Here is a 15,657-nt window from a genome sequence, read left to right on the forward strand (position 1 = left end):
GCGGGGGCCGGATTTGAACCGACGACCTTCGGGTTATGAGCCCGACGAGCTACCAGGCTGCTCCACCCCGCGTCCGTGGATGCGCACTATACTCCGCTCTCTTTTCTATGCAACTCTTTTTTAGAATTAATCTATTAATTTACCGTAGTTGATTAAATATTATCAATCATCCTCGCAAATAAACCCTATTCACGTTGAGATGGCGGCAAGCGTTTAATTTTTTCAACGTCTTTGCTATCTTCGCAGTAACGGGTGTTGTTAGCAGGGCAGGATAAAGATGAAAGTGCATTGGGTAAAATATGCGGCAGTGGGTGTGGTGTTAGCGACTTTGGCTGCCTGTACTTCAAAACCAACCGATCAAGGGCAGCAGTATAAAGATGGTAAGTTTTCTCAGCCTTTCTCGCTGGTTAATCAGCCTGATGCTTTGGGGGTTCCAATTAATGCGGGTGATTATGCTGAGCAAGTTGCACAAGTCGCCTCTGCCTCGCCTCGCCTTTATAATGGCAGCAGCAATGTCTATGATGCGGTAAAACAGTGGCTAGGGGCTGGAGGAGATACGCGTCAGCTCAATCAGTTCGGTTTGAATGCCTGGCAGATGGAAGGCGCTGATAATTACGGCAACGTGAAGTTTACCGGGTATTACACCCCTGTGGTGCAGGCTCGTCATACCCGCCAGGGGGAGTTCCAGTATCCGATCTACGCGATGCCACCGAAAAAGGGGCGTCTGCCTTCTCGCTCAGAAATCTATAATGGTGCACTCGGTACTCGTTATATCCTCGCCTGGAGTAATTCATTAATGGATAACTTCATTATGGATGTCCAGGGCAGTGGCTATATCGACTTTGGCGATGGTCAGCCTTTAACGTTCTTCGGCTATGCCGGCAAAAACGGACATGCTTACCGTAGCATCGGTAAAGTACTGATTGACAGGGGGGAAGTGAAACGAGAAGACATGTCGATGCAGGCTATTCGTCACTGGGGGGAAACGCACAGTGAAGCTGAAGTGCGCGAACTACTGGGGCAGAACCCCTCTTTTGTTTTCTTTAAACCTGCAAGTTACTCGCCGGTGAAAGGTGCCAGCGCGGTACCGTTGATTGGCCGGGCTTCTGTGGCATCGGATCGCTCGATTATTCCTGCGGGAACAACCTTGTTGGTTGAGGTTCCCCTGTTGGACAATAACGGCAAGTTTACCGGGAATTATGAATTGCGGGTGATGGTTGCTCTTGACGTGGGTGGCGCCATCAAAGGCCAGCATTTTGATATCTATCAGGGCATTGGCGCAGATGCGGGACATCGTGCTGGCTGGTACAATCACTATGGCCGGGTGTGGGTATTGAAAGCGGCACCCGGAACGGGCGCTGCCAGTAAAGTTTTTAACGGTTAATTCAATCTGTTTGAATTGCAGGGACAGCCTGTTCCCGCACCTTGTGCTCTTTATTGGTATTCCCGGCGGGCTGTATAATCAGCCCGTCACAGTGTAGACCAGGAAGGAAAAACGTGGTTTTTCCTGCCTGGTGATTATCAGTCTAAAATCAATCAATTGATTTAACTTATTTTTTTAATCTATCTCTGTTGGGTCAGAGGTGCTTTAAGGTTTGTCGTCACTTTCGCGGGCTGTATAATCAGCCCGTTGTTATTTCCGAGGATAAATGATGTCAGTGATACTCACCGATGCCTGGCGGCAACGCTTTGGTGGTACAGCCCGTCTTTATGGGCAGTCAGCTTTGCAATTATTTGCCGAGGCGCATGTGTGCGTCATTGGTATTGGCGGTGTAGGTTGCTGGGCCGCTGAAGCGCTGGCACGTACGGGGATTGGCGCAATCACACTAATTGATATGGATGATGTCTGTATCACCAATACTAACCGTCAGCTCCATGCCTTACGAGAGACCGTCGGACAGGCAAAAACGGAAGTGATGGCGCAACGTATTTTGGCTATTAATCCGGAGTGTCGGGTCACTGTTGTTGATGATTTTATTAACGCTGATAATACGGCAGAGTTGCTTGGCCAAGGCTTCAGCTATGTCATCGATGCGATTGATAGCGTTCGGCCGAAAGCCGCCCTGATAGCCTATTGTCGACGCAATAAAATACCTTTGGTGACGACCGGTGGTGCAGGGGGACAGATCGATCCGACTCAGATACAAGTTACCGATCTGGCAAAGACGATTCAGGATCCGCTGGCGGCAAAATTACGCGAAAGACTAAAAAGTGATTTTGGCATTGTTAAAAACAGTAAAGGTAAGCTGGGTATTGATTGCGTGTTTTCAACCGAAGCGCTGGTTTATCCGCAAGCCGATGGCTCGGTCTGTGCGATGAAAAGTCAGGCAGAAGGCCCGAAACGTATGGACTGTGCTGCCGGATTTGGGGCTGCCACGATGGTAACGGCCAGTTTTGGTTTTATAGCCGTATCCCATGTACTGAAAAAAATGATGGCTAAAGCAAAAGCCCGAACGGCTTAAACAGCCTGACGGGCAATCTGCTGTACACGTTGTGCTAATGCATGTAGCCCGTCACTTCTTGAGGCACTGAGCTGGTTACGCAGCCCCAGATCGTCAAACAATGTCAGAGGGTCGACAGTCAGCAATTGCTGAGCTGTTTTGCCTTCAATCGCCGTCAGTAACACCGCCAGCAATCCGCGAACAATTCGCCCTTCACTGTCGCCGAAAAAATGCAACGTCCCGTCTGACTGATAAATATGCCCCAGCCAGACCCGATTCTCGCAACCGCTGATTTCAAATTGTTCTTCTTTCAGGCTGTTCGCCAGGGGAGGAAGTTGTTTCCCTAACAGAATCAGTTGGCGATATCGATCTTCCCATTGCTTTAAAGGAGTAAATAAATTTTTCAGACTCTCTGGGCTGATTTTGCTGCCAAAAGGATGAGAGGTGTTCAAGTTATCAATCAATTAGTCCACCAAAATATCAAGTGCAAGGTCAACGGCTTTTACCAGCCTGTCAACATCAAGCTCGGTGTTATAAGGCGCAAAAGAAGCGCGTAGTGTCCCACTGACGCCTAAAGCCGCCATCAAAGGCTGGGCGCAATGCTGGCCAGCACGTAGTTCAATACCCGATTCCGCCAGCAGAGTCACCATGTCATGGTGGTGCACACCCTCAAAGTTAAAAGCCAGCAGGCTTGACTCCTGGCAGCGATAGCTCTGAAAGCCAGAACGCAGGGACAGTGCGGACTCTGCCATTCCGGCTAATTCACGGCACCAAGCCTCAGCTTGCGGCTGGTTAATATCTTCAAGCCAAGTCAGGGCCGCATTCATACCGATAACCCCTGCAACATTAGGTGTGCCCGCTTCGAATCGCAAAGGTACTGGCTGGAGCTTAACACCGGTAAATGAAACTTCAGTTATCATTTTGCCACCTCCCAGCCAGGGAGACATCATTTCCAATAGCTCAGGTTTTCCATAGAGGATACCTGTGCCGGTTGGGCCATAAAGTTTATGGGCTGAGAAAGCATAGAAATCGATATCCAACGCCTGGACATCAGGTGGGCAGTGTACAATTCCTTGAGCACCATCGACCATCACGACAGCACCGGCCTGATGGGCCAGTTCAATTGCTTTAGCGAGGAAGGGACAGCCACCCGTGACATTCGACATCTGACCCAGGGCCAGAATTCGCGTCTTGTCGCTCAAAAGGTTGGGTAACAGAGCAACGTCAGGCAGCATGTCGGAGCCGACAGGCAATTTGACTATTCGCGCACCGGTTTGCTCGGCCACCATTAGCCAGGGCACAAAGTTGGCATGATGCTCAGCTTCACTGACAATAATCTCATCACCAGGCTTCAAACGTGGGCGAGCGTAGCACTGAGCGACCATATTTATCGACTCCGTTGCACCCTTCGTCCAGACCACGGATTGAGGCTGTGGTGCATTCAATAACTGTGCCACGCGAGCGCGTGCTGACTCGTAACTGTCTGTCAGAAGCTGTGCGGCCAGAAACTGACTGCGATGGACATTTCCTCCACTCAGACGATAAAACTGCTGTGTTGCTTCTATGACTGCCTGAGGTTTAAGTGCCGTTGCAGCGCTATCAAGGTAGACATTTGTGTCAGATAACGCGGGGAACTGTGCACGGAACTGTGCTGGATTAAATATTTTCATGACATTCCTCATTTACCTTCCTCGATCGTTTCTCATATTCACTCAGAGCACAAGATTTTTGTCATTCTCATCGTCGGACCTGAGCCGCATAAGAACGGTTCCAAGTTAAGGCTGCAAAAAATATGAGAAAAATCTGTCGGGTAGGTTAGATTGAAGGGACGACAGGATGGGGAACAGGCAAAAAAAAAGCACCGCAAAAGGCGGTGCCATATAAATCATTATTGGCAGACAGGGTAATCTGACAGGAACTAAAAAGAGGGGCTCCCCGCTGCCGGGGTCTGAAAAACAGACCAAACGCAAACACAACAACACAACAACACACAACCATAAGCCAAAAACTCTCTGAACACGCATTCCAGATAGTTTTTCGTTCCGGCTCAAGAAGTGGCGTCACTATAGGTATTTGCTGGTACATCCTCAACGGACAATTTATAATGGCTCAGATAAAAAAAACTAATAGGTAAACAAGAGTTTCCTGTTTTGTTAATAATCATTCCTGTAAAAGTCTAATCATCCATGTCCAAACGGTTACCACCTTTAAATGCGCTGCGGGTTTTTGATGCTGCCGCCCGTCATTTGAGTTTCACTAAAGCTGCGGAAGAGTTGTTTGTGACTCAGGCTGCAGTCAGCCACCAGATCAAGTCTCTGGAGGATTTTCTTGGGCTAAAGCTGTTCCGTCGTCGTAATCGTTCGCTACTGCTTACCGAGGAAGGTCAGAGTTATTATCAGGATATTAAAGAGATTTTTACGCAGTTAACTGAAGCTACGCGTAAACTTCAGGCGCGTAGCGCAAAAGGAGCCCTGACAGTCAGTATACTGCCGAGCTTTGCCATTCACTGGCTGGTACCTCGACTGAGTAGCTTTAACTCGTCCTATCCGGGGATCGATGTAAGAATTCAGGCGGTTGACAGACAGGAAGAGAAACTCTCTGATGATGTCGATGTGGCTATATTTTATGGGAGGGGAAACTGGCCTGGGCTGCGGGTTGAAAAATTGTATGCGGAGTATCTGCTACCTATTTGTTCCCCGACACTGCTTATTGGTGATAATCCGATTAAAACTCCCGATGATTTGGCAAAACATACTTTGTTGCATGATACTTCCCGCCATGACTGGCAGGCTTATACCCGACAACTGGGTGTCAGCCATATCAGCGTTCAGCAGGGACCTATTTTTAGCCACAGCGCGATGGTTTTACAGGCTGCAATCCACGGCCAAGGCATTGCGCTGGCTAACAATGTTATCGCGCAGTCTGAGATTGAAGCGGGCCGTTTGGTCTGTCCGTTTAATGAAGTTTTAGTCAGCAAAAAAGCTTTTTATCTGGTTTGTCATGACAGTCAGGCAGAACTGGGTAAAATAGCCGCCTTCAGACAGTGGATCCTGGCAAAAGCAGCCAGTGAGCAAGAGAAATTTCGGTTTCACTACGAACAATAAGTCATTTTCGCGTGGCGATACCACGCTTTACTTTAAGGTTACAACATGACCAGCCGGTTTATGCTGATTTTCACCGCTATCAGCGGTTTCATCTTTGTTGCTCTGGGGGCTTTCGGCGCACATTCACTAAGCAAAACCTTGGGCCCTGTGGAGATGGGGTGGATTAAGACAGGCCTTGAATACCAGGCTTTTCATACCTTGGCTATTTTGGGATTGGCTGTTGCTATGCAGCGCCGAATCAGTATCTGGTTTTACTGGAGTAGTGTTTTTATGGCGCTGGGTATCGTGCTATTTAGTGGCAGCTTATATTGTCTGGCGTTGTCACATTTGCAGTTCTGGGCGTTTATTACGCCAGTTGGTGGTGTCAGTTTTCTTGCTGGCTGGATATTAATGCTCATTGGTGCTGTGCGCCTCAAAAAAAAGGGCACAAACCATGAATAAAATTATTTTGTATTGCCGTCAGGGTTTTGAGAAAGAATGTGCTGCAGAAATTACGGATAAAGCCGCTCAGCGCGAAGTTTTTGGTTTTGCCCGTGTTAAAGAACAAAGTGGTTATGTGGTCTTTGAATGCTATCAGCCTGAGGATGCAGACAAACTCATCAGGGAGTTACCTTTCCGCTCATTGATTTTCGCGCGTCAAATGTTTGTTGCCGGTGAACTGTTAAAACATTTACCCCCGGAAGACAGGATAACACCGATCCTCGGTATGCTGCAGGGCGTGGTTGAGAAGGGCGGAGACCTGCGGGTTGAAGTCGCCGACACGAATGAAAGCAAAGAGCTAATGAAGTTTTGCCGTAAACTTACTGTGCCATTACGCAGCAATTTACGTGAAGCTGGTGTACTGGCTAAGCATGATTCACCCAAGCGTCCGGTCGTCCACGTATTCTTTATTGCACCAGGTTGTTGTTATACAGGCTATTCTTACTCTGATAATAACTCACCATTCTATATGGGGATCCCACGCTTAAAATTCCCGGCCGATGCGCCAAGTCGTTCAACCCTGAAACTGGAAGAAGCTTTCCATGTCTTTATTCCTGCTGATGAATGGGATGAACGCCTGGCAAATAGCATGCATGCGGTTGATCTTGGGGCCTGTCCCGGAGGCTGGACCTACCAACTTGTGAAGCGCAATATGTGGGTAGTGGCTGTTGATAATGGCCCGATGGCACCCAGCCTGATGGATACCGGGCAGGTAACCTGGTTACCTGAAGACGGTTTTAAATATCGTCCGACTCGCAATAACATCTCCTGGATGGTGTGTGACATGGTTGAAAAACCAGCCAAAGTCGCGAGCCTGGTTGCTGACTGGCTGGTTAACGGCTGGTGTCGTGAAACTATCTTTAACTTAAAACTGCCGATGAAAAAGCGCTATGAAGAGGTGTCACAGAATCTGGCGTTAATCCGTAGTCGACTGGAAGAGAATGGGATTAACGCAGAGATCCATGCTCGCCAGCTTTATCATGACCGGGAAGAGGTTACGGTACATATTCGTCGTTGGTGGGCTGCAGTAGGTGGACGTTTCGACGAGCGATAAGTTTTTTTACTCAGCAAGGTCTGTTTGACTGAGCCTCAGCTGCTGTAAGTTACCCTCCAGGTGTAAGTCTGTTTTCAGCCTTGCTACCTGGCGGCTGGCAAAAGCCAGTTCCTGGTGCTGAATCAGTTTTTTACGCCACTTTTCCGGAACCGCATCTAGCTGCTGATAGAGCTGTTCCAGCGTGGAAAATTGCTGGATCAGCGGCATCGCGCTTTTCGGCCCCAGGCCGGGTACGCCGGGTATATGGCTACTACTGATGCCAGCCAGTCCCCAGTAATTGGCCAGCTGTTCTGGTTTAACGCCAAATTCGTGAGCGATAAAGGGCGCATCCAGCCAGCGTTTCTGGAAGTAGTCACGAATTTGTAAGGTTGGCGCCAGCAGCTGGCAGTAACCTTTATCTGTCGAGACAATAGTGGTCCGGTGTCCACTACCCGTCACTTTAACTGCCAGGGTAGCAGCAATATCATCAGCCTCATTTCCTTCTGAATGCCAACAACAAACGCCACGTTGGGTAAAAGCATCGCGGATAATTGGCATTTCAAGTTGCAGATTATCGGGCATCGGGGTTCTGCCCGCTTTATAGCCGGGTAATATTTTATGACGCCAGTTTTCACTTCCGGCGTCATTATCAAAGACTGCAACTGCATGAGTGGGTTGGCTATGTGTAATTAATTGTTCCAGAGCCTGCAGGCAGGCTTTAACACAAGGCGTCCCCTGTACTGCATGAATTCGCCTGATAAGATTCAATGCATCAACAATAAGTAAATGAATAGCCATGGGAAATTTGCTCTTTATATCAGAGTTTCTACCCTAACATGTTCAGTCCAAGGGTGCTATTTTCATCGTAAACACAGGGAAGAACCTCGCAAAATAGCCAATAAAAAGGGTGGAAATACATTGCGAAGTCATGAGATAGCCAGGTATATTTTATCGGCATAAAAAAATAGAGAATATCATATGAGCAACATCACACATCTCGCGCAACGCATTCAAAATTTACAACCTTCTGCCATTCGCGAATTGCTGAAACACAGCAAAATGCCAGGCGTTATTTCACTGGCGGGTGGCATACCTTCCAGCGACTTGTTTGATAAAGAAGGTTTAAACCTGGCCACACAAAAAGTCTTGGATGAACAATTTTTTGATGCCTTCCAGTATGGCCTGACTGAAGGTAATGTGCTTCTGCGCAACCAGATTGTTGATGTCTGCAAGCAGCGTGGTATCACCACCCAGCAGGATAAACTGCTGGTCACCTCCGGTTCTCAGCAAGCCCTGGACTTGTTAATGCGTACCCTGGTAGATGAAGGGGATGTATTTGTTGTTGAACGTCCTACCTATCTCGCGACACTACAAATTCTTAGCCTTACCGGAGCAGACGTTAAGTCAGTCGGCGGCGATGAACACGGCATGATCGTGGATGAGCTGGAAGCGTTGCTGAAAACAACCCGTATTAAAGGGGTCTATCTGGTTCCAACTTTTGGTAACCCAAGCGGGACGACCTTAAGTGCCGAACGTCGTGAAAAGCTGGTTAAACTTGCCGCTGAATATGACTTTGTGATTATTGAAGATGACCCTTATGGAGCGATAAGTTTTACCGACCGTAAGGAGAAGACGCTGATTCAGATAGCCACTGAACAGAATCTGGAGCAGCACGTTGTCTATACTTCGACCTTTTCAAAAATCCTGGCACCGGGCCTGCGAGTTGGCTGGATTATCCTGCCTGAATGGATGAAGCAGAAAGTCGCCATTATCAAACAGGCGACAGACTTGCACAGTAACTCCTTTACCCAGGCACTGGCTGCCAGCTATCTGACACTTTCGCGTCTGGATACGCAAATTGACCTGATCCGTGAGGCTTATAAAAAGAAATGTCTGACGCTTTCAGAGTTATTACAGCAGGAACTGGGAGAACATATTCAGTTTAATCAGCCAGAAGGTGGCATGTTTCTCTGGGCAGCATTCCGTTATGACTTTGATACGACGGCCTGGTTACAGAAAACCCTGGAGCAGGGCGTGGTCTACGTACCGGGCGAGTTCTTCTTCAGCGATAACCCGGATAAACGTACCTTACGTTTCTCTTATGCGACAGCAACCGAAGAACAACTGTTTGAGTCGGTCAAACGTCTGAAAGCGGCGCTGTAGTTCGCCTCTGGAATGCAAAAAGGGAAAAGTAAGATACTTTTCCCTTTTTTTATCAGCACGATATATTAATCGCAGTTAACCACTTTTAATGCCAGCCCACCACGTGATGTTTCGCGATATTTTGAGTTCATGTCTTTGCCTGTTTCGTACATGGTCTCAATCACTTTATCCAAACACACGCGCGGCTCGCTGGTACGGCGCATTGCCATACGTGCTGCGTTGACCGCTTTAACGGCGGCAATTGCATTACGCTCGATGCAAGGAACCTGAACTTGTCCGGCAACTGGGTCACAGGTCAAGCCAAGATTATGTTCCATACCGATTTCGGCAGCGATACAAACCTGAGCAGGACTACCACCCAATAATTCAGTGAGCCCGGCTGCCGCCATTGAACAGGCAACGCCGACTTCACCCTGACAGCCCACTTCCGCACCAGAGATAGACGCATTCATTTTATACAGCGTCCCAATTGCACCTGCTGTCAGTAAGAAACGTGCGCAAGAGTTAGGATTTACCTCACGAATGAACTTATCGTAGTAAGCCAACACGGCTGGGATAATCCCACAGGCACCGTTAGTTGGCGCGGTGACCACACGCCCTCCGGCGGCATTTTCTTCGTTGACAGCCAGAGCAAACATATTGATCCAGTCAACCACGGCCATTGGGTCAGTATTATTTTTATCGCTGGTTACGAGCATACGACGTAGAGCTGCGGCTCTGCGTGGTACCCGCATTTTTCCGGGCAAGACACCCTCGGTGCTAATGCCGCGTTCAATACCCTTACGCATCACTTCCCAGATAGCGGCAAAGCGGGCATCAATCTCTTCTTGAGATTGGGTTGCGCGCTCGTTCTGCATCATTAATCCGGACAGTGACAGGCCGGTATCCTGACACCAACGCTGCAGATCGGCTGCATTTTTATAAGGGTAGGGCACGGTGGATGTACTGCTACTTTCTTCACCAAAGTGCTCTTCATCGACGATAAAACCACCGCCAATGGAATAATAGGTTTTGGTGTACAACACTTTGTCATGGGCCAGCGCGGTAATCCGCATCCCATTTTCGTGTAATGATAAGTTGTCTGAATGAAAATTCATGCAACCATCAACAGGGAATTCAACTTCATGCTGACCATTTGCTAGCATCAGACGGCCGGTAGTATTCACATTTTCAATAAAATGAGGAATGGCATCAATATCTACACTGTCCGGAAGATTACCAGCCAGGCCCATAATAATGGCGAGATCGGTATGGTGTCCCTTACCTGTCAGAGAAAGAGAACCGTAAACATCAACCACTACACGGGTTACGTCGTGCAAAATACCCTTTGCGATTAAATCATCAGTAAATTGTTTACCCGCTTTCATCGGGCCGACGGTATGAGAGCTTGATGGGCCAATACCGATTTTGAAAATGTCGAATACGCTAATCATGATAGATCACCCATGGCGTCAGAAGACTGGAAAGAGAGGAAGCCGCCCGCAGGGCGGCTTTGAAAGGCTTAGATGAACAGTGTATAAGCGATAGCAGAGATGGCAATCAGACCCATAATCACAACGAATACGTTGCTGATATGGCCGCTGTATTTACGCATTGCCGGAACCTTGTTGATGGCATACATAGGCATCAGGAACAGGATCATCGCGATAACCGGACCGCCCAGGGTTTCAATCATACCGAGGATGCTTGGGTTCAGTGTTGCAACAGCCCAGCAAGTCACCAGCATGAACAGCGCAGTCAGTTTGTTCAGTTTGTTCAGTTCAATAGTTTTACCTTTGCTGCGCAAAGATTTAATCACCATACCGTTGAAACCTTCACGTGCGCCCAAGTAGTGACCCAGGAAGGATTTAGTGATAGCGATGATGGCAATGATAGGCGCCATCCAGGCAATTAATGGCGCCTGGAAGTGGTTAGCCAGGTAAGACAGGATAGAGATATTCTGTGCTTTTGCTTCAGCAAGGTCAGCAGGTGACAGACTCAGTACGCAGCTGAACACGAAGAACATAACGGTAAGTACCATCATGATGTGTGCACGTGCCAGGATGCTGGAACATTTTTTCTCTGCGCCATCGCCGTACTCTTCACGTTTAGCGACTGCGAAAGAAGAGATAATAGGTGAGTGGTTAAAGGAGAACACCATAACCGGGATTGCCAGCCATAAAGTTAACCACAGGCCGCTACCCATTGATTCACCGCTCATAGAGAGCGTATCAAAAGCGGCAGTGCTCCAGTTAGGAATCAAAAACAGAGCCAGTACCATCAGAGCTGCAACGAATGGGAATACCAGCACACTCATCGCCTTAACAATCATTTGCTCACCAAAGCGAACAATCGTCATCATGCCCACAATCAGGATTAAGGACAGCAGCGCACGAGGTGGTGCAGTCATACCTAACTGGTGATTGATAAAACTTTCTACGGTGTTGGTAATAGCAACGCTATAAACCAGCAGAATTGGGTAGATAGCGAAGAAGTACAGTAAGGTAATTAATTTACCCGCACCGATACCAAAGTGTTCTTCAACTACTTCAGTAATATCTTCACCTGGGTTTTTACCTGATAAAACAAAACGTGTCAGACCGCGGTGAGCGAAGAAAGTCATTGGGAAGGCAAGAATTGCCATAATGATTAAAGGAATCAAACCACCCACGCCGGCATTGATTGGCAGAAACAAAACGCCTGCACCAATCGCTGTACCATAAAGGCCAAGCATCCAAATAGTGTCAGACTTACGCCATGCACTTTTTGCCGCAGCAGAAATGACGCTGCCTTTTTGAGTTGTTTCCATTAAGATTCTCCAAGGATATGTTTAATGCAATATTTAAGATTCTGGATAGTTAAAACACTGTTTCTGTCTCAACTGTTAAAACTAAATTCTGTATTCGGCCTTTATACTAAGAGTTATTGACCGTGATTATCGGCGGGCGGAAAGATACATTTATGTTAGTGCTGTATCAGTGATCATGATCCCAATTACGATAAATATCTTTGATTTGGGATTGATGCCGCATAAATATCTGCCAGTGCATTCTCTTGCGAAACTTATCTGTATAAATACTACCACTTGCAGATGATGTGATACTTTGATTAAAGATAAATAAAATGTTTTTCACTGCAAAATTTATCCTGGGCAGGATAATTAAAAAACAGATCACATATTGGTAATATTTTGATGCGCATCAAAAATCAAATTGTCTAACCAATTGATTTGATGAGTGCTATACAAATAACAATCGAAATGGCTATGTTAATAAAAAGTATTCTGGCAGGCAGGAGGGGCTATAAAGGTGGGTGTAGTTCATTTAAATGACATGGTTATTTACTGCGGGAATAAAAAACAGGATTCAGCAAAACGGGCGGCCGAATGACCGCCCTGGAAGAATTAACGACAAATTTCGTAGCAGGGGATGTAAGCGCTACCCGGTAGCTTCATCCGCTGTTGCTGAACAAAGCCTTCCAGTAGCTCATCCATCTGCTGCATCATCTGAGGGTCACCATGTAATTTATAGGGGCCGAATTGCTTAATCGCCTGGATCCCGACATCTTTAACATTACCGGCGACGATCCCTGAAAATGCCCGACGCAGTGCAGCGGCCAGTTGCTCTGGTGGCTGAGAAGGATAAAGTTTTAAGTCAGCCATATTTTCATGAGTCGGAGCAAATGGCTTCTGTAGGTCTGGAGCGATACGAATAGACCAGTTGAAGCTATAAGCATCCCCACTCTCACGGCGGCTCTCTTTTACCCGAGGCATCGCTTTTTTCATCACCCGAGCCACTTCTGCGGCATCATCAATAATGATGGTGTAATGACGACGAGCTTGCTCGCCCAGAGTATTAACAATAAATTCGTCCAGCACACGGAAGTAATCAGCACTTTCTTTCGGCCCGGTCAGAATCAGTGGCAGAACCTGATTCTTGTTATGCGGATTCATCATGATACCCAGTAAATAAAGGAACTCTTCAGCAGTTCCTACGCCACCCGGGAAGATAATGATCCCATGTGCGATACGCACAAAGGCTTCAAGACGCTTTTCGATATCCGGCATGATTATCAGTTCATTGACCAAAGGATTCGGTGGCTCGGCAGCAATGATAGAAGGTTCTGTCATACCAATAAAACGGCCGTCTTTATAGCGTTGCTGCGCATGTCCCACTGCTGCGCCTTTCATTGGGGCTTCCATTGCCCCGGGTCCGCACCCGGTACAAATATCCAGTTCGCGTAATCCCAGCTGGGTACCTACCTGGCGAGCATAAAAGTATTCAGTTTCATTGATCGAGTGACCTCCCCAGCACACGACAAGATTTGGGGCTTCGCCAACATGTAAAGCACGGGCATTACGCAAAATAGAAAAGACTGTGTTGGTGATATGAGTCGAGTCATCGTTATGGGGCTGAGTTGTCCGGTTCAGATGTGCCATTTGGCCATTAACAAAGACGATATCGCGTAATACTGCAAACAGGTTAGCTTGTAGGGCGCGAATAATTCGGCCATCGACAAAAGCATCTTCGGGTGGATTAACCAGTTCAAGTTTAACGCCACGCTCACGACTCAAGACATTGATATCAAAACTTTCAAAGCGAGAAAGAAGTTCCGTACTGTTATCCGTCTGGCTTCCTGAGTTGAGCACTGCAAGTGAGCAGTTACGGAAGAGTTGATACAGATCGCTGCTGGCGGTGCATTGAAGCATATCGACTTCTAGCTGCGACAGCATATCCATTGAACCAAGTGGACTAACATGTGTAATCAAGTGAACTCCTTAAGTAACGAAAAGTATTGTCCTTAAACTCCACAATATCCCTGAGTCGTCTGTTTTTACAACCCATTGATCCCGCGACTATGATATGGACGAGATATTTCGAATTTATTGCCGAACCAAACGACCAAAAGTAGGGTGGAAATGGGTATTGGTTCGCCATGGGTTAATATCCAGTCCACCGCGACGAGTATAGCGTGCATAGACGCTTAACGCTTGTGGCTGACAGTAGCGCTGAATATCGTTGAAAATACGCTCAACACACTGCTCATGAAACTCATTGTGATGACGAAATGAAACCAGATATCGCAGTAGCTTTTCACGGCAGATTTTTGGACCTTTATAGTGGATCTGAACGGACCCCCAGTCAGGCTGATGGGTAATCAAACAGTTGGATTTTAACAGGTGGCTGACCAGCGTTTCTTCTACAACCTCTTCAGAACCGGCATTAAGCAGATGGTCGGCATTGAACTCATAGTCATTGATAACAATATCTTGTTCATCAATACATTCGCCGCTTAATGGGACCAGGTGCTGACATTCCAGCTCATCAAGTCGAAACAGTACAACGGTGACGTCGCCTTGAGCGCAGGCGCTTAAATCTTGCTGGAGTGTTTCCTGAACGTTATCCCAGTTTGCAAAATGCGTCTGATTGAAACTGTTGAGATAGAGCTTAAAACTTTTAGATTCGACTAAATTAACGCTACTGGCGCTAATTTGAACATGACCGACAGCAACTTGAGGTAACCCGTTATTATTTAACCAGGATAGTTCGTAAAGTGTCCAGATGTCACCACCGTGAAACGGCAAAACCTCACCATCGAGCCCTGGCATATTACGATTAAGACTACGAGGAACGCCCTGAAGTAGATCCGGTTGATACTTATCCTGATAAGCTGTTGCTTTTCCAAGTGTCAGGCCGCTCAAAGCCTGATGATTTTCATCGAACATATTTCACCGTATTGATTGTACAATTGGTCTGTATTGTATCAAAGCCGGCATGAGTGAGGAATTAATGCACGAAATTAGCCTTTCCCTACAAGAATTCACCCAGCGATTTTGCGCTAAATGGCAGCAACAGACGGGAAACGGGCCGCTCAGTGAAGAGTTGTACGGTATTCCATCTCCCTGTATTACCCATACAGTCGAGGATTCTGTTCACTGGCAGCCCCAGCCTTTTATACCCGAATCTGATTTAAGCGCGGTAGAACGGGCGCTCGAGATAACTCTGCATCCGGATATTCATGCGTTCTATACCACGCAATTTGCCGGGGATATGCCTGCCATAAGCGGGACGACCTCTCTCACTTTGTTGCAAGTATGGAGCGAAGATGATTTTCAACGTATACAGTCCAATCTTATCGGACATTTAGTGACACAAAAACGTTTAAAGCTGTCACCGACGTTGTTTCTGGCAACGACAGAAGATGAAATGGAAGCGATATCTCTTTGTAACTTGACAGGGAAAGTATTGCTTGAAAAGATCGGTACTAGCAAGCGTAACGAGCTTGCTTCCTCACTGACGGCCTTTCTGAACAACCTTGAACCAGTGGTTATTTTATAAGCAGATCACATAAATGTAAGATATTTCCTACATGACTTGTGCGATATTTCTGAAATTAGATCTAGATCAATATTTATACAGAAAAAATAGTATTTATATAACACTCAGTTGCAGAGTTT

14 protein-coding genes are annotated in these 15,657 nt (G+C 47.1%); 7 read left to right on the forward strand and 7 right to left on the reverse strand.

Annotated elements, in window-relative coordinates; genetic code table 11:
* Positions 1-277: 277 nt before the first annotated feature.
* Positions 278-1,384: a murein transglycosylase A gene (gene mltA, locus Q1A40_RS15760; RefSeq protein ID WP_300001726.1), complete on the forward strand. Its 1,107-nt coding sequence runs from the start codon at positions 278-280 to the stop codon at positions 1,382-1,384.
* Between the two features lie 268 nt (positions 1,385-1,652).
* Entirely contained in the window at positions 1,653-2,462 is an 810-nt protein-coding gene (gene tcdA / locus Q1A40_RS15765; RefSeq protein ID WP_300001982.1) for a tRNA cyclic N6-threonylcarbamoyladenosine(37) synthase TcdA, read from the forward strand.
* Here the strand turns inward: tcdA and csdE are convergent.
* Positions 2,459-2,893 (reverse strand): cysteine desulfurase sulfur acceptor subunit CsdE, encoded by a 435-nt coding sequence (gene csdE, locus Q1A40_RS15770; protein WP_300001985.1) that lies wholly within the window; start codon positions 2,891-2,893, stop codon positions 2,459-2,461. The two genes, tcdA and csdE, sit on opposite strands and share 4 nt — an antisense overlap.
* 12 nt (positions 2,894-2,905) lie before the next feature.
* Complete coding sequence (csdA, locus tag Q1A40_RS15775; RefSeq protein ID WP_300001729.1) at positions 2,906-4,111, reverse strand: cysteine desulfurase CsdA; 1,206 nt, start codon at positions 4,109-4,111, stop codon at positions 2,906-2,908.
* Positions 4,112-4,627: 516 nt separating this feature from the next.
* On the opposite strand from csdA, the gene Q1A40_RS15780 reads away from it, so the two are divergent.
* From Q1A40_RS15780 to rlmM, 3 genes are read left to right on the forward strand one after another with little or no spacing between them, the layout of a single operon-like run.
* Entirely contained in the window at positions 4,628-5,545 is a 918-nt protein-coding gene (locus Q1A40_RS15780; RefSeq protein ID WP_300001731.1) for a transcriptional regulator GcvA, read from the forward strand.
* Between the two features lie 45 nt (positions 5,546-5,590).
* Positions 5,591-5,986: a DUF423 domain-containing protein gene (locus tag Q1A40_RS15785; protein ID WP_300001734.1), complete on the forward strand. Its 396-nt coding sequence runs from the start codon at positions 5,591-5,593 to the stop codon at positions 5,984-5,986.
* Positions 5,979-7,079 carry a 23S rRNA (cytidine(2498)-2'-O)-methyltransferase RlmM gene (gene rlmM / locus Q1A40_RS15790; RefSeq protein ID WP_300001737.1) on the forward strand — a complete coding sequence of 367 codons (1,101 nt, stop codon included), beginning with the start codon at positions 5,979-5,981 and terminating at the stop codon, positions 7,077-7,079. Before Q1A40_RS15785 ends, rlmM begins: the two co-directional genes overlap by 8 nt.
* A 6-nt stretch (positions 7,080-7,085) precedes the next feature.
* On the opposite strand, the gene xni is transcribed toward rlmM, so the two are convergent.
* On the reverse strand, positions 7,086-7,856 hold the full coding sequence (gene xni / locus Q1A40_RS15795; RefSeq protein WP_300001740.1) for a flap endonuclease Xni: 771 nt from the start codon (positions 7,854-7,856) through the stop codon (positions 7,086-7,088).
* A 180-nt stretch (positions 7,857-8,036) separates the two neighbouring features.
* Between xni and Q1A40_RS15800 the strand changes: the two genes are divergently transcribed.
* Positions 8,037-9,221 (forward strand): PLP-dependent aminotransferase family protein, encoded by a 1,185-nt coding sequence (locus Q1A40_RS15800; protein WP_300001743.1) that lies wholly within the window; start codon positions 8,037-8,039, stop codon positions 9,219-9,221.
* Positions 9,222-9,286: 65 nt separating this feature from the next.
* On the opposite strand, the gene Q1A40_RS15805 is transcribed toward Q1A40_RS15800, so the two are convergent.
* The 4 genes from Q1A40_RS15805 to queF form a co-directional block, all read right to left on the reverse strand.
* Entirely contained in the window at positions 9,287-10,654 is a 1,368-nt protein-coding gene (locus Q1A40_RS15805; protein ID WP_300001747.1) for an L-serine ammonia-lyase, read from the reverse strand.
* Positions 10,655-10,722: 68 nt separating this feature from the next.
* Positions 10,723-12,009, reverse strand: coding sequence for an HAAAP family serine/threonine permease (locus tag Q1A40_RS15810; RefSeq protein ID WP_300001750.1), 1,287 nt, complete (start codon positions 12,007-12,009; stop codon positions 10,723-10,725).
* A gap of 594 nt (positions 12,010-12,603) precedes the next feature.
* Positions 12,604-13,968, reverse strand: a complete 1,365-nt coding sequence (gene ppnN / locus Q1A40_RS15815; protein WP_300001753.1) for a nucleotide 5'-monophosphate nucleosidase PpnN — start codon at positions 13,966-13,968, stop codon at positions 12,604-12,606.
* Between the two features lie 114 nt (positions 13,969-14,082).
* Entirely contained in the window at positions 14,083-14,925 is an 843-nt protein-coding gene (gene queF / locus Q1A40_RS15820; RefSeq protein ID WP_300001756.1) for an NADPH-dependent 7-cyano-7-deazaguanine reductase QueF, read from the reverse strand.
* A gap of 64 nt (positions 14,926-14,989) precedes the next feature.
* Between queF and syd the strand changes: the two genes are divergently transcribed.
* A complete protein-coding gene (gene syd, locus Q1A40_RS15825) occupies positions 14,990-15,538 on the forward strand; it encodes a SecY-interacting protein (RefSeq protein WP_300001759.1) in 549 nt (182 codons plus the stop codon).
* Positions 15,539-15,657 lie beyond the last annotated feature (119 nt).

Origin of the sequence: uncultured Cedecea sp. (genome assembly GCF_947498825.1) — a bacterium.
Taxonomy (GTDB): Bacteria; Pseudomonadota; Gammaproteobacteria; order Enterobacterales; family Enterobacteriaceae; genus JGM124.